Genomic DNA, 25,805 nt, shown 5'->3' with positions numbered 1-25,805 from the left:
TATATTTCCACTTTAAACCCTATACTATCAAGCTTTTTACAAATTCTGCCTATAATGAAAGTCGGAAAAATAAACAGACAGATTTGGTCCAAATTGGTTTCCGTTATGCACATATGTGCAACCGTAAAATACAAAAAAAGCTTTGCCAAAAATAATTTGGCAAAGCTTTCCTATTCATCTAATGGATTTTCTGGTTCTTCCTCAGCCTTTTGCAAGAGCACCTCACGTGGTTTACTACCTGTTGAAGGTCCGATTACCCCGTGTTCTTCTAGCTCATCAACGATTCGAGCTGCTCGATTGTATCCAATACGGAAACGTCGCTGCAGCAATGAAATACTAGCCGTTTGCATATCCACCACTAAGGCCTTCGCTTCTTCATATAATTCATCCTGCGGTGTTTCTGATGGTGACGAGGTGGTTTCCTCTGTCGGCATCATTTTTTCTTCGTAATGAGCCTCTTGCTGATCGGAAACAAATTCCACTACACGTTCTACCTCATGGTCTGAAATAAATGCACCTTGAACACGGATTGGTTTGTTTTCACCCATAGGCAAGAACAGCATATCCCCGCGCCCTAAGAGTTTTTCAGCACCATTGCTGTCGATAATTGTCCGTGAATCTGTCCCGCTGGAAACGGCAAACGCGATTCGCGAAGGAACATTCGCTTTGATGATCCCAGTAATAACATCGACACTTGGTCGTTGTGTGGCTAAGATCATATGAATCCCAGCCGCACGGGCCATTTGTGCCAGACGTGTAATGGCATCTTCTACTTCGTTACTAGCAACCATCATCAAGTCAGCCAACTCATCAACGATTACAACGATGAAGGGCAAGATCGGGCGATTTTGTCCATCTTCTAAATTCTTTTGAATGACTAGTTCATTGAATCCAGAGATATTACGAACACCGGTGGCCGCAAATTTTTCATAGCGTTCTTCCATTTCCTGAACCACTTTTTGCAGAGCCTGTGCTGCTTTTCGTGGGTTCGTAACAACCGGAGTCAACAAATGGGGAATACCGTTATAGACATTCAATTCAACCATTTTCGGGTCGATCATCATTAGTTTTACTTCATTTGGTTTTGCCCGCATCAAGATGCTGGTGATAATTCCGTTAATGGAGACAGATTTCCCACTTCCGGTTGACCCTGCGACTAGTAAGTGAGGCATTTTTGATAGATCCGCTGTTTGCACCATCCCAGAAATATCTCGACCTAAAGGCACTTCTAGCAGCTTATCTGGATGATTCGGCTGCGCCTCAATGATGTCTCGGAAGGAAACCATGCTGATAGTACTGTTAGGTACTTCGATCCCAATCAATGATTTCCCAGGAATCGGTGCTTCCATTCGCACGTCTTTCGCCGCTAGGGCCAAGGCAATATCATCTGTTAAATTCACGATCTTGCTGACCTTCACACCGACTGCTGGTTGAACTTCAAATTTGGTAACCGATGGTCCTAGGCTTGCTTTAACCACTTTTGCATCTACACCAAAGCTATTAAAGGTTTTTTCCAGCACTTTGATATTTTGCTCGATTTTTTTATATTCATCGCTTTGATCTGCAGCAGGAATCGAGTCTAACAAGGTTGAAGGTGGCAACTGATAATCGTGATCCTCTGGTTCCGCATTGATCTCAAATTCCAAATCTCCTGGATCTTCAATGTCCTCTTCATCGAAGGATTCTTTTTTCATTGGTGCTGGAGGAACAGTCGGCTCTAGGTTTTCCTGGAAGCCTTCGATTGGAACTAAAGTCATCTGTTCTGGTTCATTGACTAAGTGCTCTTGGCTTTCTTTCGCTAATTGTTCCCCTGGTGTCATTGAACGTACCTTGTTCTTCTCGCGCTCCGCCCGTTCAGCTTCTTTTTTGGCTTTTTCAGCTGCCTGCTTTTCTACCTTAGCCTGAGCCTTTTGCGCCTGTCGTTCTTCCTTTTTAGCCGTTTTTATCGCTTTTTTCTCATCTGACTCAGTGAATTTCTCTTGCATTGTTTCCACAAAATTTGATAAATAGTCGATCACTTGGTTGAATTCCAACTGGCTGAACAAGAAGACACCTAGAATCAACAGTAACGCGGCAATCAAATAGCTGCCAACCTGAGATACTAAAAAGTGGGTCAAGCTATAGAGCACGCCACCAAGCATGCCACCGCCGACATTTTGAGTAATTTGGTTTCCTAAGAAGTCCGTCATCAATAAATCCCATGTGATCTTCAAAATATTGGGGTCTTTGCTTTGCACATTTGCAAATAAACGAGCGTGGATAATCAGCAGAATCCCTAGATAGAAAACACCAATCCCAATCCAGCGTCGCGGCTTGGTCAATCGCAGTTTTGTATTCTTCGCAACCAATAATCCGCCATATAACCCTAAAAGTATCGCAAGAAATTGATAAGTATTTCCACCAATTAAACGCAATACGTTAGCAATCAAGTTTCCTAAAAAGCCTAGCTTAAATAAGGAAAAGACGGCAAATAAAATAAATAAAAGCCCAATGCCTATAATCAGGCGCTGTTCTTGCAGCTGTTTTTGTTTTTTTGTTTTTCTTTTTTTCTTTGTACGCTTCTTTTGCGCCATGCTATCCCTCTTTCCATTCTGTACCATTATACAAAAAAAAGAAGGCGAACAAAAGTTTTGCTCGCCTTTTCTTTTTGGTTAATTAAAGTTTAAATTTTTTAGGGATAAGAACAGCAAATTATTCTTTTGGCAATGAAAGTTCTTCGCCAAACCATTTCTTCGAGATTTCAGCATATTTGCCGTTATCTTGCAATTCTTTGAAGGCTTCATTGATTTTATCAACTAATTCCTTATCACCCTTGCGAGCCCCCACTGCGAAATTCTCGTTTTTGAAGCCAACGCTTGAAATGTTGTATGCATCTAGTTTACCTGCTTGCTTCAAGAAGTAATCTGCGTAAACCTTATCAATCAACAGACCATCAATCCGACCATTTTCCAAATCGATCATCGCCTCATTGAAGCTGGCATATAAAGTAGCATCATTATCCTTTACAATATCCTTTAAGGTTTTTGTTTCATTATTGAAGGCTTCATAACCGGAAGATCCTTCCTGTGCCCCAAGAATTTTCCCCTTCATGCCTTCAGCATTCGTGATGCCGCTGTCTTTTTTCGTTACTAGCACTTGTTCATTTTGTGCATAAGGATCAGTGAAAAGAACTTTCTTTTCCCGTGATTTAGTTACTGTGTAACCATTCCAAATCAAATCAATTGTCCCATTTTCTAATTCGCTTTCCTTCATTGACCAATCGATTGGTTGGAAATCGGCTTTGATCCCGTATTCTTTGAAGACTGCTTTAGCTAAATCAACATCAAATCCAACGATTTCTCCATCCTCATCTTTGAACCCCATCGGAACAAAGGTATCATCTAAACCGATCGTTACTTTTTTGTCCTCTTCAATCGTCTTCCAGCTATCGGTACTGCTAGCCTCTTTTTTCCCACAAGCAGTTAACGTCACCAATGTTAAAACAGCCACCATTCCTAAAATAATTTTTTTCATTTTCATACTTACTCCTCCTATATCTTTTTTTATTTGATAGGTTCAACCTTCAATAACTGATCACCAATTTCCTCAGCGAAAACTAAATCATGGGTAACCACGATTTGGGTCACTCCATCTGCCTTTAGCTCTAAAATCAGACTAGCTACTTGTTGGCGCAAGGCAGGATCTAAAGCACTCGTTGGTTCATCGTAAGCCAATACTTTAGGATTCATTGCCATGGCTCGAGCAATAGCCAGCCGCTGCTTCTGACCACCTGACAACTGATACGGATAGTTATCCAGCAGCTCTTCAATTCCTAACAAACTCGCTAAGTGTCTCGCTTTATTTGTATAGGTTTCTTTGTCTTGCTTTAGGACTAAACGTGGACCAATCGTGATATTATCCAATACACTCAAATGTGGAAACAATTGAAAATCTTGGAAAACCACACCGACGACTTGTTCCTGTTCTTTCGAAGACGTTGGATCAAACGGTTTTCCATCTAATAAAAACGTCCCGCTATCTGACGTTTCTAATCCAGCTAAGGTTCTCAGTAACGTCGTCTTACCACCACCAGATGGTCCAACGATTGCTAAGATTTGACCGTCGGGAATAACTAAATCCAAATTATCAATAACTTTTTTGTTGCCAAACGATTTATTTACTTTTTTTAATTCAATCATTTTTTCCACCTGCCTAACGATAATAGTTCAAACGATTTTCTAATTGTTTCAAGATAACTGACGTAATTCCCGTCAACGCCAAGTATATGATGGCGACTCCGAAGAGCGGCAACAAGGTCGTATCACGTTCCATCGCGATTTTACCAGCACGCATAACATCAGATAAACCTAAAATGTAAACTAGTGAAGTATCTTTTACTAAATTGATGACTTCATTCCCAACAGAGGGTAAAACAATTTTTACAACCTGCGGAATGATGATTCGTGTGATTGTTTGAACGGGGGTTAGTCCAATCACTTTTGACGCTTCGTATTGACCTAACGGAATTGATTGAATCCCACCGCGGAAGATTTCCGCATAATACGCTGCATAATTCAATACAAAGGCGAAGAGTGCCGCTTCAAAACGATCAAAAATAATTCCAACGAGCGGTAACCCATAGAAAACAAATATCAATTGCAATAGCAGAGGCGTCCCTCGCATGATCCAAACGTAAAAACGTAAGATCCATTGTAATGGTTTAAAATGGCTCGCTAAACCAAATGAGAGTAAAATTCCTAGCGGCAGTGAGCCCAATATCGTATAAGCAAATAATTTCAGTGTGATCAATGCCCCTTGCAGTAATTGCGGCATAACTTCGATCAAATAATTCATCCCAATATCCCTCCATGTTCTCGAAAAGTGTACGGCCCTTCGAGGTTTCTTAATCGTGACTTCGTCTTTTTATTAAGGTGGAAACTGCTCGTAACAGATAGCTCTTTGTTTTTGAGTGGCATCTAACCCCAATTAAGGGAATTGTTCACCACGCATATCATTTCTACTAACCTCTTAATAATTCCAGCTAGCTCCAGTTAAGGAAATCTTTTTCCAAAAAACAGAAAAAGATTTTATCGTCGTACGCATACGATTCCGCTAAACAGCCCATTCAATAATTTATTCAGATACATCGAATAGTATCCGCCTTCTAAATAAACTGCGAAAAGCGTAACTCGCAAAAAAAGCCCTCTGGTATCTCTACCAGAGGACGTCGTATACGTGGTTCCACCTCATCTTTGTCCTTTTCTCACGAAAAGCACCTCAACAGGTCAGTTTCCAGTTCGATGAAATAAAAAAGTCCTTTAGCCGCTAGGGCTAAAGGACGTAATTACGTGGTTCCACCTTTTTTCATCGTCGTCTCACAACGAACGATCTCAACTGGTCAATCTGACCTCTGCGCTAACGGGCTCACCCGGATCAACCTACTTTATTTCAGCTGATCGACTCAAAGATGTGGTTCACAAATCATTGCTGTCTCTTCTCACCAACCAGAGACTCTCTGAGAACAAATGAACTGCTACTCTTCTTTTCATTGTCGTTTGATTAAGTTGAGTCATACTTTACACGCCTTTATCGGGTTTGTCAATAAAGAACCTTCATCTTTTTATCATAACGTTCAAACTTAGTTTTTAGAAACGAACTGGAATTTTGCCCAAGGCTTCAAGAAATCCAGCATAATCAGCTCTTCTTGTGGGATTCTGCCAACTAAATTTTTTCGCGGGTCACTATGAGGTTCCAAAACGATCTGCAGCTCATTTTTGTATTTTCCAAACGCATCATTTCCTACGACAACATCACCAACTTGAAATTCTTGCGTATTGTCGTGAACAGGATTTGCAACGTCAGCGTATTTCACTCGAACCATTGTTGAACGAACTGTCGTTGCAGTGATATCTCCACGGCGAAAATGTTTCGGATCGGCAACAATTTTACGTTCGATTTCAGTTGTCTCAGGTACGAATTCGATTCCTAAGCTCAATTTATAACGATCAACTGCCGCTACTTTTTCTAATTCTTCATCAGAAGCATAAGCATTTCCGATAATGACTGTATCAATCAGCCCCGTCGCAAACATATGGCGTGCTTGCAAATCAATCGGCAAATGACGATGCATTTCTAGCGTTGGTAGACCATCATTAACATCCCATGGGCCATATTCCGCATCGTGACTGGTAATAAAGGCCGCAGTCTTAATACCATGGCCTTTGAACCGTTTACTGCAACTGATAAAGAAGTCATAAGGTAACGCAGAACCTTCTTGCGGATAAAAATTGTGACAGCCGTAAATAAATGGTTCATTTGCTTCATAGGACAGGATGTTATCAAGATAAGCGACATTGTTACTCATGTTCAACTCGATCGCCAGACCTTCTGGATTATAGCTCAGCATGGCTTCTTTGTTTCCATCAAAGCCCTCATCCAAACGAATTCCTTCGGCACCAAGCTCTGCAAAGAAGCTTAAATCATCATAGGAAATCCCTAAATCATCAAAAATAGAAGGCGCAATATCTAAGACTGTTTCAAAGCCCAATTCCTTCGCGTAATGGATGATACTGCCAAACTTTTCGCTGACTTTTTCTTTGCCTTCAGTTACCTCCAGCATACTCATAAAGATTCTAGTATATCCGAGTGCTGCAGCTTTTTTGATATAGTCACGATCCGCCTGCGGATCACTATGATCGGGATAAACCGAAATACCTAATTCACGTTTCACTTATTTTCCTCCTCTTTGAGTTACTCTGCTAAGCCATTTCGTTCAGTCACTTGCTTAAACCAGTAGCCTGACTTCTTCACCGTTTTGATTTGAGTATGGATATTATTTGAAATAAATCCATAACGATTCTTATACGAGTTTAACCAAGACCAGCAGTCAATTGGTGTCCACATATGGTAACCAAAGCAGTTTGAACCTTCTTCAATACCCTTATGCAGCCACTCCAAATGTTCTTGCACAAAATCGATTCGATAATCGTCTTCGATCATTCCGCCTTCATTCTTGAAGCGTTCCTCATTTGAGACGCCCATACCATTTTCAGAGACATACCAAGGGATATTTTTGTAGTTTTCTTTGATATTCACTGCAATATCATATAAAGCTTTCGGATAAATTTCCCAGCCACGATCTAAATTCACACGACGGCCTGGCATATCATAAGCGTCATAATATCGATCTGGCATCCATTCGCCAACAGAATTTGGAGCTACATCGGGTGCCTTCACACGATTTGGATGATAGAAGTTTACTCCCAAGAAATCGACCGTGTTGTTCTTTAAGATTTCTTTTTCTTCCTCTGTTGTTTCCCACAAAACCTTGTCCTTTGTCAATAACTCTTCCAGCTCGGCAGGAAAATGGCCATAAACTGCAGGCTCTAAGAACATTTTGTTATTCCAAAGTTCCGCGATCCGTGCGGCTTCTTGGTCTTCTGGTGAGTCAGAAGCTGCATAAGTCGGTGTCAGATTCAAAATGGTACCAATTTTTGCATCTTTGATGGCTAACTTACGGAAAGCTTGAATCGCTTTAGCCGAAGCTAAGTTCAAGTTATAAGCTACTTGTACTGCTTTTTTTCCATCAACAATATTTGGGTAATGGAATTGGAATAGGTATTCCCCTTCTACAACTACCATTGGCTCATTATGAGTTGCCCAGAATTTTACACGATCGCCAAATAATTCAAAGCATTTTTCAGCAAATCCAACATACAATTCTACAACCTTTTTCGATTCCCAGCCGCCATATTTATCATATAATTCCACTGGTAAATCAAAATGATGCAGATTCATTACAGGAGTCATGCCTTCAGCCAACATTGTATCGATCACATTATTATAGAAATCTACAGCATCCTGATTGACCGTGTTTGTTTCCAAATCATCGATCAAGCGACTCCACTGGATACTTGTCCGTAAACTATTCATACCGATTGAACGCATCATTTGGATGTCTTCTTTGTAACTGTTGTAAAAATTTGATGCAACATCCGGTCCTACCTGATTATGGAATTTCTCCGGCTCGATTTCAAAATGGTAATCGAAGACATTGGCATGCTTTTTATTAAAACGTCCTTCGCTTTGTGGGCCAGAAGTTGCCGCGCCCCACCAAAAATTCTTTGGAAAAGTTTTCATTGTAAATCTCCTCATATTAGATCTTTAAATTTTTAATACAAAAGGGGTTAGGGATCAAGCGATCCATAACCCCCAGATAAACCTTATGCTTCAGCTACTTTTTTAAGCTCTTGTCTTGTTGCTAATGAAACAAATGGTACGTACATAACGATTGAGATAACCAAGTTTACTGCTGCTAAAATGGCACCTGAGAAGCTTTGTGTTGCTAAGAATCCACCGATGATTGGCGGTGTTACCCATGGTGGCATAACTGTTGCTGCTGGTACCCATCCAAGACTCGTTGCAAAATAAGCTGTTGTAACGCAGACCATTGGTGTCAAAATAAATGGAATGAACATGATCGGATTCAATACTAATGGTAGTCCGAACATCAATGGTTCATTGATATTGAAAATACCAGGAGCTGCGGCCAAGTTGTTTACTACCATAAATGGTTTGTTCTTACGTCCAACTAGATAAATTGCGATAATCAAACCGATTGTTACACCAGTACCACCCATGTTAACGAATGAATCGATAAATGGTTTGTTTACGATGTAAGGAGCTGCTTTACCAGCTGAAAGTGCTGCATTGTTTGCTTCGATTGCAGGCGCGTTGATTGCTTGCATGAACGGATCAATCATGTTGGCACCGTGTAATCCAAAGAACCATAGGAATGGTGTAATGAAAGCAATTAATAATGCAGAACCATATGAGTTAGCCAAGCCCATGAAAGGTTCTTGAACCAATGCATAGAATTCAGCAAACATATCTTCAACACCAAATCCGGCAATAACTGCAGCGATCAAACCGAAGATTGATACAGTAATCATTGCTGGGAATAAAGAAGCAAATGAGCGGGCAACTGCTGGCGGAACGCCGTCTGGCATTTTAACAACCAATTTTTCATTACCAACTAGACGTGTGAAGATTTCTGCAACAGCAATACCTACGATCAATGCTACGAACAAACCTGATGAGTTCATTCCGCTAGTCGCTGCACCTAAAGTGAAGAAAGAAGCGACAGATACAACCCCTGTACCGATTGGATCTTTACCATAGTGATGCGCTAAATTATAAGCGACTAAGAATGCAATGAAGACTGAAAGAACACCAAAGGTTCCGTTCCATACTGCTCCGCCGAAGCCTTTCCAAGCTTCACCGCCAAAGATACCATTCATAAAGTTCTGGAAAGCATCAATTGGCAAGTTGTTAAGCATTACTGCTAACGCACCTAAAATCATTAACGGCATTGTTACTGTAAATGCATCACGGATTGCGATTAAATGACGCTGGTTCCCGATTTTTGACGCATGCGGGATAAAGTGTTTCTCCATAAAATTAATAAATCCATCCATTTTTGTGTTCCCCCTATTTTAAAAGTAATCGTAAAAACTTTGTCGACCTTTTGGAAAAATTTCCCCTTCAAACGCTTTTGAAGCGGTGACCTTGCCAAGAAAAATTCCCTCAGCTAAAGTCAATTCTCCCAATAATAATTCACTCCACCCATGAATCGAAGCTTTGATGGTACCTGCTTGTTGTACTTTTTTACAATTCCCCTGACTGACTAGCCAGCTACCAACATTCCAAGGACACTCTTTATCTTCAGTTACTTCAATAATAATTTCTTTTTGGCAAATCGGAATTTTCGGTAATAATTGCTTGATGTCAATAATTCGACTCATCATGTAAGGTTCTAAAGTAATCGTAAAATATTCTTGTTCACGAAAACATTTTTCAATAATCTCATGAACTGGTGCGTGATAAAGAAATTCTTCAAATGATGAGACATGGGATTTTAAGTACGTTAACAATTTTCGCAGAGCTAGTTCCGTTTCATAAGCAAGCTCGTCTACTACTAATGTGTTGCCTTGCATACGATAAATAATGTATCCTTTCGCTTCTTCAGCGTCATCATAAGCTACAGCATAGAAGCGGTGAGGATAGTAGTCATTTAGACGTTCCCACCACCAGCCTTCACGGACAACCGTTCCGACTTGCTGCTGGTTTAATAAGCGCTGATAAATCGATTGGATCACTGACTTCATCTGTTGCCAGGTTCCACGTTTAACATTCCCCCTTCTTTCACTTGTCAAATAATTAAAGGCCAGTGCTGGAATGCGATAGGTTTTTCTGCGGCTAGTAGGCTCATAACCGAATTGACGATAAAAATCTTCGGAAAAAGGAGCCAGTTGTGACACTGCAACACCCTGTTGGTAAAGATCAGACAAAAGTTCGGACATGATACCGCTGATGCCGCCTTTGCCTCGATACTCTGGATAACTGGCCACATAACCAACGCCGGCCATTTTGACTCTCTGTTGAAAAAGCTGAATCTCAAAATGATTCGCCATCACTAAATTCGTTAACTCACTCTCTTGGTAAACACCATAGGCATCAGCATGTTCATACCGTGATAAAAAGAGTGGGTCGTTGATGATTGGCTGCTGCTTTCTAAAAGCGTATTCAATTAAACCTGTGATCGCTTTCAACGATTCCTGATCACGAGCTAATTTCACAGGATCACTTCCTCTATTCGTTCCCTAAACGTTTGTAAATATCCACTACTTCTTTTGCCATATCATTGAAAGTAATGCCAGTCATCAGGTGGTCCTGACTATGAACCGCTAACAATGTCACGGTCATTGGATTACCGCTAGCTTCTTCTGTCAACAGCCCTGTTTGAGAATGATGTGCTTCAACTAACGCTTGGTCTGCTGCTGCAAGTTTTTCTTGAGCCAAAGTGAAGTCGCCATCTTTAGCTGCTTGAATCGCTTCCATTGCATCACTCTTTGCGTTACCAGCATTAATGATTAGACCCATTACTGCTTCTAATTGTTCTTGACTCATTGTATCGCTCATTTGCTTAGCTCCCCTTCTACTTCTTATTTCATAAGATTAAGTGCAGTATTTAAAACAGCTTCGCCGTTCATCATGCCGTAATCTTTCATATCGATAACATCGACAGGAATTCCTTTGTCTGCTAATTTTGTTTCAAATTGACCTTTCATAAAACGAACTTGAGGACCTAATAGCAAAACATCGACTGGTTTGCTGGCATCTTCTAATTTTGCATCTGCTTCTGAAGCTGAAACTGCGAAGATATCAGATTCTAATCCTTGATCAGCTGCTGCTTTTTCCATTTTAGTTACTAATAAACTAGTGCTCATTCCTGCCGCACAAACTAACATAATTCTTTTCATGTAAAACACTCCTTAGTTTTTAATTGTTCACTTTATATAAAGCAAGATGCGTGCCAACTTTTTCGCCGCACAGAAGGCGTCGTGATAAGGTTTTCATTTTACACACAAAAAAACTAGGATTACACACTGTGCAATCCTAGTTCGATTCGATTATCTTCGAGGGTCTTTACAATGTAAGCGATGTCGTCTTCGGTAAAGCGAACCTCAAATTGTTTTTCAATCAGGGATAGATTGGCCGCAGTTTGATTAAAGCGGCTACGATACTGCTGGTGGAAACATTTGACATCCTCAAAGACAGGACGCTCTTCCCCTTTTTTTATTTTATCTACTAAGAACGCGATGTGTACACTTAGTGCCTGCATCGCTGTATTCTCGATAATAAGCTCCTGATCTTTACGAATTAACTGTAAAACATCGTCGATTAACAGGAACAACGTCTTTACATCTATCTCAGGTGAAAAGTTTTTAGTTAATGAATCCACCATTTCTGGGAGCGTGATTGTGCTGCCTAATAAATCTTGAAATTCTAGAATTTTATCCCGCTTGAATAAGTTCATGGCTGGGATAAAAGGAATTTTTTGATAATGAATTTCCATAGTGCCTACAATCGCTACAATGTCTTTATGTGTAATCAGCTGGTCGATACGATGCTTAAAGCTTTCTCGCTCCAAAGACTGCATTTGAATAATCTCAAATTCTTCCAAGTTAACGATTTGTGAGACGACTTCATTTAATCGTTTCGAAACACCTTCTCCGGTAAAGCAGGCTACGATAATAACTTTCTTTTCATCCTTCTGAGTTGGTTCTTCTAGACGTACCATTGTTTGGAACATGGAGATAACACTCGTATAGATTTCTTCTAACGAACGCCCTAACGTTGCTAAGCGCAAGCTTTCCAATACTAACATGGTACTTGCCATTGAAATCACTCGTGTCCGAATCCCCATTTCATGGAAAATCAGGTTGCCGAAATTATTTGGGGAGCCCATATCTGTCAAAAGAATGATTCCTTCTGAGAACTCTTCCCGTTTCTTCTGGATGTAATTTTTAATTTGAGCATACATTTTTTCAGTATTTAACGTCAGTGGCATATTAAAGGCGATGCCATTCGTTGTTCCAAGAAGTTCCTGCACCGTCTCTAACATACTCGAGGCTGTCGACTTGCCATGCATCACAACGAGCACAGCGACTTGTCGTTCATCGATTTGCTGTTCCTCTTGATTATCCATAGTAAGAAACATCGTGATAAAGCCGATCTCGTCTAATGGAATCATGATATTGTAGGCTTCTTCAATGCGATTAGATAATTCAATCGCCACTTGAAATTCTTTTGAATAGTTTCGACGAATATCATTCAAATTAGGATGTGAAATAAATTGATTCCCACGAATTCGTTCAATCGTTGAATTGATATGCAGCGCAAAAGCAAACCGAACCTTCTCATCATATTCCCGATTCATTTGAATCGAAGCAAAATCGTAAAGCTCATTGACCAGCTTCCAAAGGTCATCAGAAATGATTTCACGATAAGCATTGCTGTGAGAAAGCTCTTCAACATAAGTCTCAAAGTATTGATCCACATCATCGGAAATCAATTCTTCTAGATCAATTTCTGATAGGTTTTCCCGTCCAAGTTTCTCCAACTTGTACGTGATCGAATGGTAAACCTCCATATCCTTGTTAGGGTCTTGTCCCCAAACAACTTCCTCCGTACCTGGCTTTAAGGTTAAGTAAAGATTTCTCTTATCCATGAATGGCGTCAGCTTGTCCTGAACCTCGTTCATTCGTAGTAACCCTTTTTGTACAACTAGAGGCAGGTCCTCTTCCACAATCATCAGTTTTTCTGAATCGCTATTGGTTTGATGATGAAGAAAAGCTTTGGCACAGACTAATTTTAAATCACGTTTTAACTGACCAATATTTCCTTCTGCATTATATAGAAGAAACGCTAATAGACTTCGCTTATCAATCGCGATTTCCTGCATCAATCGATTCGCCTCTTGCTGTAGAAATTCTTTGATGATAGCTAAGCGTTCATCTAAAGAGCGTTCCGCCAGAGAAGGCAGCTCTATCTGCATTGGAATTCGACGATTAAATGTTGATAGGAACATAGAGCTGGTCTCGGTCGTTGCCCCTATAATCTGAACAGATGCTTGTTTCTCTTGTCCATCACCTAAAGATCGAAAAGTCCCTTTGTCAATGAAGGTGAAAAGCATTTCTTGTCCTTCTGGCGGCAGAAGATGGATCTCATCTAAGAACAAAATCCCTCCATCTGCCTGTTCCATCAACCCAACCCGTGTTTCTTCTGCACCTGTAAATGCTCCCCGTTTCACACCAAATATGTGTCCATATAGGAGCTGAGGGTTTTGTGCGTAATCTGCACAGTTGAAAGTAACAAAGGGGGCACTTTCGTCTAACACTTTGGCGGAGACCGCAAAACGATACATACATTCTGCAAACATCGTCTTTCCAGTTCCCGTCTCGCCAAAAATAATCGTATGTAATCCGCGTGGAGGATATAAAATAGCCGCTTTAGATTTTTGAATTTGACTTTTTAACGAATCCTCACGACCAATCAAATTGTCAAAGTTAATATGTCCTTCAGTCGAAACTGTCGTTAGCTGAAATTTTACTGGGCGACCGTCAATTTTTTTTACTTTTCCATCTTTCGTCAGTTCATTTAAGTAACGACTGACATTGGTGCGGTCAACGCCTAGCTGCTCCGCCAGTTCTTGTGCCGTCTGTTCGTTAGGATTTGCTCTTAATGCGTCTAACACTTCATCTTTTCTAGATTTCAAAAAAATCCCTCCCGAAAATGGTATAAACCATTTATATTGTAACCCTTTTCTTTTTGAATTTCTAGTCTCTACTTATTCAAAATACCGCTGATTTATTTTACATTGAAAATAATCAAATGTATACAAAACTCTCCTTCTATAAGTCACTTTTTATAACCGTGACTTATAAAAGGAGAGCCGATAAAAATGTTTGAGTTATTTTTGGCTAATCTTTATTTTCCATCGCTGCTTTCAGTGCCGCAGCTAATGGACTTTCCTGTGGTTCTTCCTGTTCGTTCACTTTTTTCAGTAAGCGGCGCTCTTCATGCTTCGTCATTTTTTTCGAGCGTTCTTTCTTATCTAACATTTTTTCTGTCGTCCCGTCATATTTGCAACGGAAATACGAGCCATTTTTTCCATCAATGATTTCCATTTTGCGGTGACATTGAGGGCAGCGATGGTTCGAGACTTTTGGATCTTTCCGGCGGCGGTAACTACACTCTGGGTTCGTACAAATATAGATTTTTCCGTCACGAGTATTTTTTTCTCGCAGTGGCGAACCGCACTCTGGACATTTTTTGGCAGTAATCGAGAAATCTTGATACTTTTTGTCGCTGTGTTTTACTTCACTGACAAGTTTCTTTGTATCTGATTCAATCTCCTGCAAGAATTGCTTACTACTATACTTGCCGTTGGCGATTGCCTCTAACTGCTTCTCCCATTTTTCAGTCAGCTCTGGCGTCACTAATGAAGGATTAACAAGCTCTAGTAATTGCTTGCCTTTTGGTGAAACCATCAAACCACTAGTCGTTCGTTCCATCAACTCAGATTTAATCAACTTTTCGATGATCTCCGCGCGAGTCGCTGGTGTCCCTAAGCTATACTTTTCCATTTGAGCCAGCAGTGTGCCCTCATTCAATGGTTTAGGCGGTGTGGTTAAAACCTTTTCGATCGTAAAGTTCGGTACGATCTTCATTCCTTCAGACCATTGAATGGATTTTTTTGCTTCTTCTGCTGGTTTCCATCCAGCTACTAGAACTTTATTTTGACGGAAGGTAAAGGTTTCCTTTTGGAAGGTTACCGTTACTTTTTGTTGGCTCTCTTTATGTGCATCAGCGAATAAGCCCAAGAAACGGGTTACGATCATGTTATAGATACGCTGTTCATCCGTTGAAAGCTTTTCGAAACGCGGACGTTGCTCCGTCGGGATCAATGCATGGTGATCCGTCACTTTACTATCTTGAAACACACGTTTTTGTTTTACTTGTGCCCCATTTTTGATATACGTTTTTACTTCTGGTGCAAAATCAATGATTGCTTGCAAGCGTTCTTTCATCGTAGCCTTCATATCATTGGTTAGGTATTTACTGTCTGTTCGCGGATACGTCACGATTTTATGAGTTTCGTACAAGCTTTGAACCAAGGACAATGTCTTTTTGGCTGAAAATTGATAACGAGCATTCGCTTCCCGTTGGATTTCCGTTAAATCATAAGGTAGCGGTGCCGGCTCTGTCTTTTCTTTTTCCGTAATATCTGTCACAGTTCCTTTTTGCTTAGACAGCTCTTTGACTAATTTTTCGGCTGTTTCGCGTTCTGTGATTCCATATGGATTCTTTTGATTAAGCTTAGCTTTTTGTCCTTCGACCTCTAAAGAAATCACAAAATAATTTTGTGGACGGAATTTCTCGATTTTCTTTTCCTGCTGACGAACCATCGCAAGCGTCGGTGTTTGTACTCGACCAGCGGATAGGCTGTCTTCATATTTAACTGTCAATGCGCGGGTAACATTTAACCCAACTAGCCAGTCTGCTTTTGCCCGCGCTAATGCAGAGTGATACAAATTATCATACTCTTCTGCGGGCTTCAGGTTTTTAAAGCCATCCTTGATCGCTTTATTCGTCTGTGACGAAATCCATAGGCGCTTCACTGGTTTTTCGAACCGTACATATTCTAAAATCCAACGTGCAACTAGTTCTCCTTCACGCCCCGCGTCTGTTGCGATCACCGCTTCTGAAATATCTTTACGTTTTGCCAGCTGCTGAATGGATTTTAGTTGTCCACGCGTTTTAGGTAAAGGTTTGATCCCAATGTATTTAGGAATCATCGGTAAAGTTTCCATCTGCCAGCTTTGCCATTCTTTATTCAAATCCTCTGGCATTTTTAGGCCCAATAAATGACCAAGGGCCCAAGTCACAACAACATTGGGTCCTTCAAAATAGTTTTTATTTTTTTGATTGGCGTTAAGCACCTTGCTCAAGTCTCTTGCAACACTTGGCTTTTCCGCTATAATTAGCTGTTTCATAAAGTTCCTTTCTGCTATCAACCGTTAATGGCTGCTCATCTTTTAATAGTGCAAGCCCCCAGTACTGCTGTAAATAATCATCACACTCTTCACACCAGCGTTCGTCCTGCTCTTTCCAAAATGCACTCAAAAAATTATGCTTTGCATTACTATATGTATTGGTCTTTTGGAGTTCGCTCCAACGATGTTCATAATATGCTACTGCCGCGTCAAAATCTTCAAAAGCCGCGGTTTCTTGAATATCTTCTTGCCATTCTTCAAAGAACCACCAAGGTTCGTTATCACCGTACATGGTTATTACTTGATACATCCCGCTACCCTTCTTTCCACCTCAATCATAAGTATCATGAAATAAAAATTCAAGAAAAATGTTTCCGGCTGAAACAAGTTCAAGAAAAAAATAGATAACTGTAAAAATTTTGCAGAAAAATATTGCTTTTTTCTTAATTCTATCGTAACACAAAGCGACAGGATTTTACATGGTCCTTAAGAGAGTTATAATGAAAATGTTTTTTGAAAATTTCATAGTTTTGAAAGAAGGCCTTTTTAATTTGAGTAAAATCAAAAGTAAATTATTTCAACCTCGTCCCACTTGGCAAAAGAATCTGATCGTTTTATGGTTCGGTACTTTTATGGCCGGCATTGGTTTTAGTCTGGTCATGCCTTTTATGTCCTTATACATAGATTCATTAGGCCATTATAGTAACCAACAGTTAAATTTCTGGAGCGGGATTACTTTTTCATCCACCTTCTTGATTACTGCAATAGTTTCTCCTTTATGGGGACGCTTAGCCGATCAAAAGGGTCGAAAGCTGATGCTATTACGTGCATCCCTTGGTATGGCGATCGTCATTAGTTTAATGGGAACTGTCAGTAACGTCTATCAGCTGATCGGCTTGCGTTTACTTCAAGGTGTCTTTTCCGGCTATATCAGCAACGCAACGGCCTTAGTTGCTACGGGAACTCCTCGCGAAAAGAGCGGTCAGGTACTTGGAACGTTAGCGACCGGTGCAGTAACTGGGAACTTACTTGGCCCACTAGTTGGTGGGGTCACAGCTTCGGTTTTTGGTTATCGTTTAACTTTTTTCATTACCGGCAGTATTCTATTTCTTGTCTTTTTGCTCAGTGTTCTATTCGTTCACGAAGAATTTACTCCGATCGAGAAGAAAGATATGATGCCTGCGAAGGAAATTTTTCACAGCTTGAAGTATCCACATGTCGTCATTGGCATGTTTGTCACTACCTTGATCATTCAAGCGTCGAATAACTCCATCAGCCCGATTATCAGTTTGTATATTCGACAATTAATGCATAATCATGGCAATGTTACTTTAGTCAGCGGAATCATCGCTTCAATCCCTGGAATTGCCACCTTGATCGCAGCTCCTCGTTTCGGTCGGCTAGGGGATAAGATCGGCAGCGAAAAAGTTTTAGGCATTGGCTTGATTTTTGCGATGTTGGTCTTTTTGCCGATGTCCATCGTTACGAATGTTTGGCAATTAGCCTTTTTACGTTTCTTAGTCGGGATCTCTGATGCGTGTCTCTTACCCGCCGTTCAAGCATTAATTACGAAGTACTCACCCCAAGAAGCAGCCGGGAGAATTTTCAGCTATAATCAGTCCTTTCAAGCGGCCGGAAATGTGGTTGGCCCGATGATCGGTTCAAGCGTTTCATCAATCTTTGGATACCGTGGAGTCTTCATTTCAACCTCCGCTCTTGTTTTGACCAATTACCTATTGGTTCATCGCAACACGAAGGAAATCGCTGAAAAATATCATCAAACACAGCACACGCACTAATACCCAAGACATATTAATGGCAACTTTTTCGTTAGTTTTTTATACTGATAAGTGATTCTAATGAAAGAAGTGAACAACATGCTTGAAGGCCAATTAAAGTTTTTAGACTTTTTCCTAAACAGTACGATTGAAGGAAAAGAAGACGAGGCAAAGGAAATCTTAGTAAAGAGTTTCGCAGATCAAGAAACAGAGGCACTAAGTCTTGAAGACTTCAAAAAGCTCCAGGAAAAGCTTTTCCCTTTGATCAAACCAGAGAAACTAAACGAAGTAAAAGTTGCAATGGCACATTTTGCTCAAAGCCTTGCATAAAAAAAGTCATCGTCGAGTTTCGACGATGACTTTTTTTCTATTGAAATTTTCTTTTAATCTGCGATAACTTCTTCAGAGCTTTTAACCTCTACATTAAATAAAGAGCGTAAACATTTGGTAGCTACCATCAATCCTAAGCCTAATAATAGAAAGGCAAAGACTAGCTGCAAGCCATCCGACAGGAATACGAACTGTCCTGCTTTTGGAACTGCCGGAATCACTACTAAATATTGTGTCGCATTCATTAGCTTCACTACTAATCCGTAAATAGACATTCCTAATGCTGTGAAGGTCACCGCCAATATGATCCCCATCGGAATATAGAACATGACACCTGATTTCTTCGATGTCTTCATATAGACTGCTACAGCAATCATAACCATTGCGGCTAATAATTGGTTTGCTGAGCCGAATAATGGCCAAACACTGTTGTACCCGCCGAGAGCTAAAACAAAACCCACAACTAATGTTACGACAGTTGCTACATATTTATTAGTAAGTAATTTTGTCAAGCCTTTTTGCTCCACTCCTTCTTCATAGAAGAATTCCTGTAAAGACATTCGGCCGATACGAGCCACTGAATCTAACGAAGTCAACGCTAAAGCTGATACGCACATGGTCATAAAGGCCTGCGCGATATTTAATGGCAAGCCAAATTTCGTTAAGAAACCAGCGACTGATCCTGAAAAAATCTGGAATGGTGTTCCAGTCGGCAACTGTCCATTTTGAGCGACTGCGCCCGCAACCACCAAAGCAACTACCGCCAATACACATTCACACATCATCGCGCCATAACTGATTGGGCGCATGTGTTTTTCATTTGAAACCTGTTTAGATGAAGTCCCTGAGGAAACCAAACTATGGAAGCCAGACACAGCACCACAGGCCACTGTAATGAATAAAATCGGGAATAAGTATTTCACATTTCCCGTCGCATCCTGTACAGCAAAGCCGTTGAAGGCGTTCAGTTCAACCATAGGGGCTTCCACTAACAGACCCAGAACAGCCGCGATGATCATTCCTAACAGCATATAGGTGCTGAGAAAATCACGAGGGGCCATCAATAACCAAATCGGCATGACTGAAGCCAAGAATAAGTAACCAAAAACAATTAGCAGCCATGTTTGCTTGTCTGCAAAAATTGGGAACATGATGCCAATAGCGAGAGTCACCAATAAAACGACGATCCCAAAAGCGTGCATGGCAATCCCTTCTAAATGAACCTTTTTCATGAAATAACCAACCAATACTGCCGAGAGGATGAACAACATCGAGATCGAAGCAGCAGAAGCATTCGCCGTGTTAACAGCTGCCGGTACATCTGGTGTCATGCCGTTAAACGTTGTCGCTACAATATCCCCAAAAGCAGCAATAACTAAAAGCGCAAACAACCAGCAGAATAATAGAAACAGCTTCTTACCAACTTTTCCGATATATTTTTCAATAATTAAACCAATTGATTTTCCTTCATTCTTCACGGATGCATACAATGCCCCAAAGTCATGGACCGCACCGAAGAAAATCCCGCCAAAGAGAATCCATAAAAAAGCCGGCAGCCAACCAAACATCGCGGCAATAATCGGCCCCGTTACTGGTCCAGCACCTGTGATGGATGAAAACTGGTGACTAAAAACGACAAATGCCGGTTCTGGAACATAGTCATCCCCATCCTCAAGAGCGACCGCAGGTGTCACAGCCTTCGGATCAATCCCCCATTTTTTCTCCAACCAACGGGAATAAATAAAATAAGCAGCAACAAAACAAATAATAGCAAAAACTAAAAGAACGACACCATTCATATACTCACCCAACTCTCTTCATTTTATAATAAATATTTAATTAGTATATTCCCATAAGTATATGAGTATGTAAAGAGAATCATTCTAATTTTCAAGAATTTTCTGTAAATATGTTTGAAAGACAAAGAACTGAGGTTACTCACAAGAGAGCAGCCTCAGTTCTTCTATCATACCTTAAATATATTGTAACTCTTTTGTTTCTTGATATGCATGGTCAATCAAACCGCCGCCTAAGCATTCCATACCATCGTAGAAAACAACAGCCTGTCCTGGTGTAATCGCACGAACAGGATCATCAAAGATCACTTCTGCGCGGTCGTCTTCCAATAAACGAACTGTTACCGGTACGTCTTGCTGACGATATCGGAACTTCGCTGTACATTTGAATTCTTTTGGTTGGTCTTCGTTAGTGGTGAAGTGAATTTCACTAGCATCTAGGCTAGTAGCATATAGTGCTTCATGATGGAAGCCTTGACCGACATATAAGGTGTTCGTAGATAGATCCTTTCCTACGACAAACCATGGATCGTTGGTTTTTCCACCGCCGCCGATACCAAGACCTTGGCGCTGACCAATTGTATAGTACATCAAACCATCATGTGTTCCTTTTTCTTCGCCATCTAAAGTGACCATCTTCCCTTTTTTAGCAGGTAGATAATTGCTTAAAAATTGTTTGAAATTCTTTTCACCGATGAAGCAGACGCCTGTTGAATCCTTTTTCTTGGCAGTCGCTAAGCCAGCTCGTTCTGCGATTGCGCGAACTTCTGGTTTTTGCATGCCGCCTAGTGGAAACATCGTCTTCGCCAATTGTTCTTGAGATAATTGGCTTAAGAAATACGTTTGGTCTTTATTATTGTCCACACCACGCAGCATATGGACAACCCCATTTTCGTCCTTTTCAACTTGGGCATAATGTCCTGTTGCTACATAATCCGCACCTAATTCCATCGCGTAATCTAAGAAAGCCTTGAATTTGATTTCCTTGTTACACATCACATCAGGATTAGGTGTGCGGCCTGCACGGTATTCCGCCAAGAAATATTCAAAGACACGATCCCAATATTCCTTTTCGAAGTTGACAGAATAATAAGGAATCCCGATTTGGGCAGCGACTTTCGCCACGTCCTTATAATCTTCTGTCGCGGTACAAACACCGTTTTCATCAGTGTCGTCCCAATTTTTCATAAAAATGCCGACTACATCATAGCCTTGTTCTTTTAACAACAAAGCAGTAACTGATGAATCGACGCCGCCGCTCATTCCTACGACGACTCGTGTGTTGCTGTTAGACACAGTATCACCATCATTTCAATATAGATTCCGAAAACTCTACGATTTGAAGGTCGCAACTTTTCAGTATGACGAATTATACAACATAAATCTTAAATTTTCGATAGATAATTCTTTGAGGCTCAATTTTTATTGTCTTTTTGTATCATTTGTATTAATATAAACAATACAAAGGAGGACGAGAAAATGATTTTAGAAATTGATCCCCATTCTGAAGAGCCCATTTACTTACAATTACGAAAACAGATCATTATCGGTATTGCTCGCGGCGAACTAAAGCCGAATGAGCAGCTGCCGACCGTCCGGCAATTTGCGGATGAGCTTGGTGTGAATACGATGACTGTCTCTAAGGGTTATCAACAGCTGCGAGAAGAAGGCTATCTGATCACTGATCGCCGCAAAGGAACCTTAGTCGCTCCGTTGCCTGTCACTTCTAAGGCAACAAGCGAAGAAAATTTGACTTTACTATTGGCAGAACTTTACTTAACTGAGCCTAACGAAAAAGCGGTTCAAGAGAAAGTTCACAGAATTTTAACGAGCTTCAGAAAGGATGATGCCTGATGTTATCCCCTCTTATTTTAGGTATATTAATTTTTTGCAACTTTATCATGGCTTTTACCAATTCAATAGCGGCTAAACCGCATAACTATGTCATCGTGGAAAATACATTTCCCGCAGATAAAATTGACGATCCAAAGGTTCTTTCTTTTAGAAAAAAATATCGGAAGCGCCAATTTCAATTAGCTGGCTTACTGACTGTTTTAGATTTGAGTCTGCTTATTCCTATGAAAGATTCGATCTTCATGATGCTATTCTTCGTTCTACTATATATCACGATCGCTGCTGGTTACTTGCTGCAAATTCGCTACATCCGCAAGGGGCATCAATTAATTATAGAGAACAACTGGCAACTGACAGAACAACCGATTCAAGTAAACACAGCACTAGTCATCGAAAAAAATCGAAAACTTGTCTCTCCTTGGTGGTTTGTGGTCTCATTTGGACTCTTGCTTCTTTTGACGTTTGTCCTTCATAATCAAGGAATGGAAAGTCTAACTTGGATATTATTCATCACCTGTGGCCTTACCTTAGCTTTATTTGTTGTCGGTTGGTGGGCTATTGGTCGATTGCCGGTACGAGCATTAACAGATGATCAAACGATTAATCGTCAATACAATGATCTGACAAAATTCTATTGGTCAGCCTTTATGGTGACGACAAGTTTCTTTGTAAATCTGGTCATCTATCTTCCGTTATTGACGGTGAATCTCAGTAATCGCTTCTTTGAGGTTTTAATGATCAGTGAATTTTTACTGATTTTTCTTTTTTGCGCACTTACCTTCTGGTGGCTGTTCCGGTTACGAAACAAGCAGGATCAATTGCTGACACAAACACCCAGTTTTCGCTATACTGGCGATGATTATTACTGGCGCTATGGCATTTATTACAACCCAGATGACAGACGGCTAATGATTCCTGATCGCATCGGGTTGAATATTACGATCAACTTGGCACGTGTAGGGGGAAAAATTTTTATCGGATTGATTCCGATTCTATTGATTGCTGCTATGCTGATCGTAGTGGTCCCTTTATATGTTCTAGACTATCATCCTGATCCGTTAACCTATGAAGTAAAACAAGAAAGCGTCCTACTAGACGGTCCGTACTATCGTGAACAAAAAATTTCGTTCCAGGATATAGAAAAAGTGTCCCTAATTGAGCAGCTCCCTCCCACAGGAATGAAAGTCAATGGGCTTGCAACGGAGAACTACGCCATTGGCAGCTTTAAGGTCGGCGGAAAATCCGCAACCCTTTTTATCGATCATCAATCGAAACCCATCTTAAAAATCACAACGAAAAAAAGAGATTACTATTATACTAATACTGATTCCGCTGTAACAAAGCAGGCTTACCAAAGCATTTAAGCACGTAAGTAACAGAAAACACCCTCTTCAAAAATTGAAGAGGGCGTTCATTTATTCTACAGTACCCATTCGGTTAATGGGCCAAAAGACAAATTTAACATTGGTTAGAATGTCCTTTTGATTAATCATCCCAATGATTCGGCCATCCTTGGAGATCCGACGATTATCTCCTAAAACAAAGAGCTGCCCATCAGTTAATTTCCCTTTGTACTCATCCAAATAGGGCTCATCGTACTTCTTCCCATTGATGTAAAGCTGATCATTTTTGTAAGCAACCGTATCTCCTGGCAAACCGATCACCCGCTTAACGTACTCTCTTCCCGGATCATCCGGTGCTGGAAACGTCACGACATCAAAACGTTCGATCTTGGCATGCTTTAAACCAAACATCCGCTCACCATCATTCAATGTTGGCTTCATGGAATCTCCAATCGCCTCAACAGGTGTAAATACATAGTGACGCAAGGCAAGCACCGCTCCAATCATCACCACATATAAAAGAATTGTTTTGACTACTTCATTTATTTTCACTTTTTCGCCTCCTTATAAACATCTCTGTTATCGCTTACTTCCACTTTATCATAGAGGAACTTCTATGGAAACAGCTCATTAATCTTTGCCATAAGATCAATGAGCATACAAAAAAGAAAGAGACAATCTGTCCCTTTCTTTTTCTACTTCAATTTTTTTATCTCTGCTTCTTTATAATCGGCGATCTCATCAATCAAATTTTCAGAAATCGGTGTACCAAAAGGTAAAGAGGTCTTGAGAAATCCACGTTCCGGTGCATCGACACCCACATTGATATCTTCTGCAATCGGCATACTGTAGTTATGGATGTGCCCGTGCAGGTTTCGAATATTCAAGGTCTTCCCTAAAAGCATTGGGTAATGAGTCAAATAATACTGATGATGATTAAATTTAACGATCGCACCTACATCATGAAATTCAAACTTGTCTTCTCCATTGGGAAGCTTCGGATCATGGGAAGCTAAATATCGGAAAAAGGTGCGAGAATCATGGTTTCCCTTGATAAAAACAATCTTGCCTTTTAATTGAACCAATTGGTTTAAAATATCTCTAAAGCCTCTTTCATATTGCGGATGCATCGCTACATCTCCCAAATGATAAACCGTATCCTTTTCATTTACGACAGCATTCCACGCATCGATCATTTGCTGATTCATCTCTTCCACCGAATCGAATAAACGTGGCGCAAAATCGTTGTCCCCTAAAAGATTCTCGTGAAAATAGTGTGTATCTGATATAAAATATTTCATTCTAATCACCTACAAACGAATTCTGATTCTTATCTTTATTTTACCATCTCTTCTAAAAAAAAGCCCACTTGTCATCACTGCCTAGTCAGAGATTCTCGTGAAAAAAGGCCACCACTTTAAAACTGGTAGCCTTGCTTTTGTAAAAGCGTTTGATATTTTAATTTAATAATCGAAATGACTGCTTCTAGTTGCGTTAAATCTTCAACTTTTGTTGCATCGAATTCCTTTGTGCGCTTAAAGGATTTTCCTGTATCAATCAAATGAAAGATTTGATTCCACTTTTCAAATTCGGATAGATTTGTGATGTTGGCGATTGGAAATGCCGCGCCGTCACAAATTTCCCATAAACGGAAGATTAAAAAGGCCGTATCGATCACTTCAAATTTTTTTCTTTTCTTACTGCAAGCAACAATCACTTTTTCAGGATTGTATTCCAAGTACCAATCTAAGAGAATAAAAAAAGCTTCCCAACGATAGCTATCGCGGAACATTTTTTGCGTGTCGGGCATATCACGAAATATCAACGGAACCAAGTAGTTCTTCTTATATTTCCAACAAGGAATCCCGTCTATAAAGTAATCAACGTAACGGGTCAAATAACTGTTTCCCTCGTAATCACTAATATAATAATCCTCTACACCATATTTTTGGAACTCTTTCGTCAGATGGGCACAGTCTTCAATGGAGACGGTCAGCCCTGACAAGAGACGGAAATCAGAAATAATTTTGTGATGCTCGATTGTATGTATCTTGTGAACCAACTTCTCACCTTCGTTTCCAACAAATTTCTTAGTATCAGTGTACCATAATCTTTAAAGATTTAAGCTTTTAAGTACCAAAAATATTTAGAAAAAAAGGTGAATATCGGAAAATAGAAAGCGTAATATAATATGATATCTGTGAATTTAACGAAGCAACCGAAAAAGAACGATTATTTCTAAACAAAAAATAACAACTGTTTTCAGAGAATGCAACTCAAAAAAAGTGTCCAAAAGTGGCTCTATAATATCTAGTGTTGGTGACC

At 40.3% G+C, this 25,805-nt stretch carries 22 protein-coding genes and 1 other annotated feature; of the genes, 4 read left to right on the top strand and 18 right to left on the bottom strand.

Annotation, left to right across the window (positions count from 1 at the left end):
• Window positions 1-170: 170 nt before the first annotated feature.
• The 13 genes from RV13_RS06310 to RV13_RS06250 form a co-directional block, all read right to left on the bottom strand.
• A complete protein-coding gene (locus RV13_RS06310) occupies window positions 171-2,573 on the bottom strand; it encodes a DNA translocase FtsK (RefSeq protein ID WP_010746579.1) in 2,403 nt (800 codons plus the stop codon).
• A 118-nt stretch (window positions 2,574-2,691) separates the two neighbouring features.
• Window positions 2,692-3,519: an amino acid ABC transporter substrate-binding protein gene (locus RV13_RS06305; protein ID WP_010746580.1), complete on the bottom strand. Its 828-nt coding sequence runs from the start codon at window positions 3,517-3,519 to the stop codon at window positions 2,692-2,694.
• A gap of 23 nt (window positions 3,520-3,542) precedes the next feature.
• A complete protein-coding gene (locus RV13_RS06300) occupies window positions 3,543-4,178 on the bottom strand; it encodes an amino acid ABC transporter ATP-binding protein (protein WP_010746581.1) in 636 nt (211 codons plus the stop codon).
• Between the two features lie 13 nt (window positions 4,179-4,191).
• Window positions 4,192-4,833, bottom strand: a complete 642-nt coding sequence (locus RV13_RS06295) for an amino acid ABC transporter permease (protein ID WP_010746582.1) — start codon at window positions 4,831-4,833, stop codon at window positions 4,192-4,194.
• Window positions 4,834-5,310: 477 nt separating this feature from the next.
• Window positions 5,311-5,537 (bottom strand) — a binding site (T-box leader).
• Between the two features lie 80 nt (window positions 5,538-5,617).
• Complete coding sequence (locus RV13_RS06290; protein ID WP_010746583.1) at window positions 5,618-6,709, bottom strand: DUF871 domain-containing protein; 1,092 nt, start codon at window positions 6,707-6,709, stop codon at window positions 5,618-5,620.
• A gap of 20 nt (window positions 6,710-6,729) precedes the next feature.
• On the bottom strand, window positions 6,730-8,118 hold the full coding sequence (locus RV13_RS06285) for a glycoside hydrolase family 1 protein (protein WP_028021109.1): 1,389 nt from the start codon (window positions 8,116-8,118) through the stop codon (window positions 6,730-6,732).
• Between the two features lie 83 nt (window positions 8,119-8,201).
• Window positions 8,202-9,455 (bottom strand): PTS sugar transporter subunit IIC, encoded by a 1,254-nt coding sequence (locus RV13_RS06280; RefSeq protein WP_010746585.1) that lies wholly within the window; start codon window positions 9,453-9,455, stop codon window positions 8,202-8,204.
• Window positions 9,456-9,473: 18 nt separating this feature from the next.
• Window positions 9,474-10,616, bottom strand: coding sequence for a GNAT family N-acetyltransferase (locus tag RV13_RS06275; protein WP_010746586.1), 1,143 nt, complete (start codon window positions 10,614-10,616; stop codon window positions 9,474-9,476).
• A gap of 13 nt (window positions 10,617-10,629) precedes the next feature.
• Complete coding sequence (locus RV13_RS06270; protein ID WP_010746587.1) at window positions 10,630-10,959, bottom strand: PTS lactose/cellobiose transporter subunit IIA; 330 nt, start codon at window positions 10,957-10,959, stop codon at window positions 10,630-10,632.
• 23 nt (window positions 10,960-10,982) lie between these two features.
• A complete protein-coding gene (locus tag RV13_RS06265) occupies window positions 10,983-11,300 on the bottom strand; it encodes a PTS sugar transporter subunit IIB (RefSeq protein WP_010746588.1) in 318 nt (105 codons plus the stop codon).
• Between the two features lie 119 nt (window positions 11,301-11,419).
• Window positions 11,420-14,098 carry a sigma-54-dependent transcriptional regulator gene (locus RV13_RS06260; RefSeq protein WP_060789623.1) on the bottom strand — a complete coding sequence of 893 codons (2,679 nt, stop codon included), beginning with the start codon at window positions 14,096-14,098 and terminating at the stop codon, window positions 11,420-11,422.
• A 205-nt stretch (window positions 14,099-14,303) separates the two neighbouring features.
• Complete coding sequence (locus RV13_RS06255) at window positions 14,304-16,379, bottom strand: DNA topoisomerase III (protein WP_010746590.1); 2,076 nt, start codon at window positions 16,377-16,379, stop codon at window positions 14,304-14,306.
• The gene (locus RV13_RS06250) at window positions 16,318-16,689 is read right to left on the bottom strand and encodes a DUF1033 family protein (RefSeq protein WP_010746591.1); all 372 of its coding nucleotides are present in this window, start codon (window positions 16,687-16,689) and stop codon (window positions 16,318-16,320) included. Before RV13_RS06250 ends, RV13_RS06255 begins: the two co-directional genes overlap by 62 nt.
• Before the next feature lie 241 nt (window positions 16,690-16,930).
• Between RV13_RS06250 and RV13_RS06245 the strand changes: the two genes are divergently transcribed.
• Together RV13_RS06245 and RV13_RS06240 are read left to right on the top strand one after the other, a co-directional pair.
• Entirely contained in the window at window positions 16,931-18,178 is a 1,248-nt protein-coding gene (locus RV13_RS06245; RefSeq protein ID WP_028021108.1) for a multidrug efflux MFS transporter, read from the top strand.
• A 78-nt stretch (window positions 18,179-18,256) separates the two neighbouring features.
• A complete protein-coding gene (locus RV13_RS06240; RefSeq protein ID WP_010746593.1) occupies window positions 18,257-18,487 on the top strand; it encodes a hypothetical protein in 231 nt (76 codons plus the stop codon).
• Window positions 18,488-18,540: 53 nt separating this feature from the next.
• Here RV13_RS06240 and RV13_RS06235 read toward each other — a convergent pair whose 3' ends face one another.
• Window positions 18,541-20,286 carry a carbon starvation CstA family protein gene (locus tag RV13_RS06235; RefSeq protein WP_060789622.1) on the bottom strand — a complete coding sequence of 582 codons (1,746 nt, stop codon included), beginning with the start codon at window positions 20,284-20,286 and terminating at the stop codon, window positions 18,541-18,543.
• A gap of 174 nt (window positions 20,287-20,460) precedes the next feature.
• Window positions 20,461-21,579 (bottom strand): tRNA 2-thiouridine(34) synthase MnmA, encoded by a 1,119-nt coding sequence (mnmA, locus tag RV13_RS06230; RefSeq protein WP_028021107.1) that lies wholly within the window; start codon window positions 21,577-21,579, stop codon window positions 20,461-20,463.
• Window positions 21,580-21,762: 183 nt separating this feature from the next.
• Between mnmA and RV13_RS06225 the strand changes: the two genes are divergently transcribed.
• Window positions 21,763-22,137 carry a GntR family transcriptional regulator gene (locus RV13_RS06225; RefSeq protein ID WP_010746596.1) on the top strand — a complete coding sequence of 125 codons (375 nt, stop codon included), beginning with the start codon at window positions 21,763-21,765 and terminating at the stop codon, window positions 22,135-22,137.
• Complete coding sequence (locus RV13_RS06220) at window positions 22,137-23,501, top strand: PH domain-containing protein (RefSeq protein WP_010746597.1); 1,365 nt, start codon at window positions 22,137-22,139, stop codon at window positions 23,499-23,501. Before RV13_RS06225 ends, RV13_RS06220 begins: the two co-directional genes overlap by 1 nt.
• Window positions 23,502-23,552: 51 nt before the next feature.
• Here the strand turns inward: RV13_RS06220 and lepB are convergent, their stop codons facing one another.
• From lepB to RV13_RS06205, 3 genes are all read right to left on the bottom strand, one after another.
• A complete protein-coding gene (lepB, locus tag RV13_RS06215; protein ID WP_010746598.1) occupies window positions 23,553-24,032 on the bottom strand; it encodes a signal peptidase I in 480 nt (159 codons plus the stop codon).
• Window positions 24,033-24,175: 143 nt separating this feature from the next.
• Window positions 24,176-24,781: a metallophosphoesterase gene (locus RV13_RS06210; protein WP_010746599.1), complete on the bottom strand. Its 606-nt coding sequence runs from the start codon at window positions 24,779-24,781 to the stop codon at window positions 24,176-24,178.
• A 116-nt stretch (window positions 24,782-24,897) separates the two neighbouring features.
• Window positions 24,898-25,542 (bottom strand): hypothetical protein, encoded by a 645-nt coding sequence (locus tag RV13_RS06205; protein ID WP_010746600.1) that lies wholly within the window; start codon window positions 25,540-25,542, stop codon window positions 24,898-24,900.
• Between the last annotated feature and the right edge of the window lie 263 nt (window positions 25,543-25,805).

The sequence above is a fragment of the Enterococcus raffinosus genome, assembly GCF_001886185.1.
In the GTDB taxonomy this organism is placed as follows: Bacteria; Bacillota; Bacilli; order Lactobacillales; family Enterococcaceae; genus Enterococcus_A; species Enterococcus_A raffinosus.
Note: the sequence above shows the minus strand (reverse complement) of the source record. Positions and strands in the feature narration are given on the sequence as shown.

Bases quoted from the DNA above. Each gene is read 5' to 3' on its own strand.
- RV13_RS06310 (WP_010746579.1), bottom strand. From the start codon at position 2,573: ATGGCGCAAAAGAAGCGTACAAAGAAAAAAAGAAAAACAAAAAAACAA.
- RV13_RS06305 (WP_010746580.1), bottom strand. From the start codon at position 3,519: ATGAAAATGAAAAAAATTATTTTAGGAATGGTGGCTGTTTTAACATTG.
- RV13_RS06300 (WP_010746581.1), bottom strand. From the start codon at position 4,178: ATGATTGAATTAAAAAAAGTAAATAAATCGTTTGGCAACAAAAAAGTT.
- RV13_RS06295 (WP_010746582.1), bottom strand. From the start codon at position 4,833: ATGAATTATTTGATCGAAGTTATGCCGCAATTACTGCAAGGGGCATTG.
- RV13_RS06285 (WP_028021109.1), bottom strand. From the start codon at position 8,118: ATGAAAACTTTTCCAAAGAATTTTTGGTGGGGCGCGGCAACTTCTGGC.
- RV13_RS06280 (WP_010746585.1), bottom strand. From the start codon at position 9,455: ATGGATGGATTTATTAATTTTATGGAGAAACACTTTATCCCGCATGCG.
- RV13_RS06270 (WP_010746587.1), bottom strand. From the start codon at position 10,959: ATGAGCGATACAATGAGTCAAGAACAATTAGAAGCAGTAATGGGTCTA.
- RV13_RS06265 (WP_010746588.1), bottom strand. From the start codon at position 11,300: ATGAAAAGAATTATGTTAGTTTGTGCGGCAGGAATGAGCACTAGTTTA.
- RV13_RS06255 (WP_010746590.1), bottom strand. From the start codon at position 16,379: ATGAAACAGCTAATTATAGCGGAAAAGCCAAGTGTTGCAAGAGACTTG.
- RV13_RS06250 (WP_010746591.1), bottom strand. From the start codon at position 16,689: ATGTATCAAGTAATAACCATGTACGGTGATAACGAACCTTGGTGGTTC.
- RV13_RS06240 (WP_010746593.1), top strand. From the start codon at position 18,257: ATGCTTGAAGGCCAATTAAAGTTTTTAGACTTTTTCCTAAACAGTACG.
- RV13_RS06235 (WP_060789622.1), bottom strand. From the start codon at position 20,286: ATGAATGGTGTCGTTCTTTTAGTTTTTGCTATTATTTGTTTTGTTGCT.
- RV13_RS06225 (WP_010746596.1), top strand. From the start codon at position 21,763: ATGATTTTAGAAATTGATCCCCATTCTGAAGAGCCCATTTACTTACAA.
- RV13_RS06220 (WP_010746597.1), top strand. From the start codon at position 22,137: ATGTTATCCCCTCTTATTTTAGGTATATTAATTTTTTGCAACTTTATC.
- RV13_RS06210 (WP_010746599.1), bottom strand. From the start codon at position 24,781: ATGAAATATTTTATATCAGATACACACTATTTTCACGAGAATCTTTTA.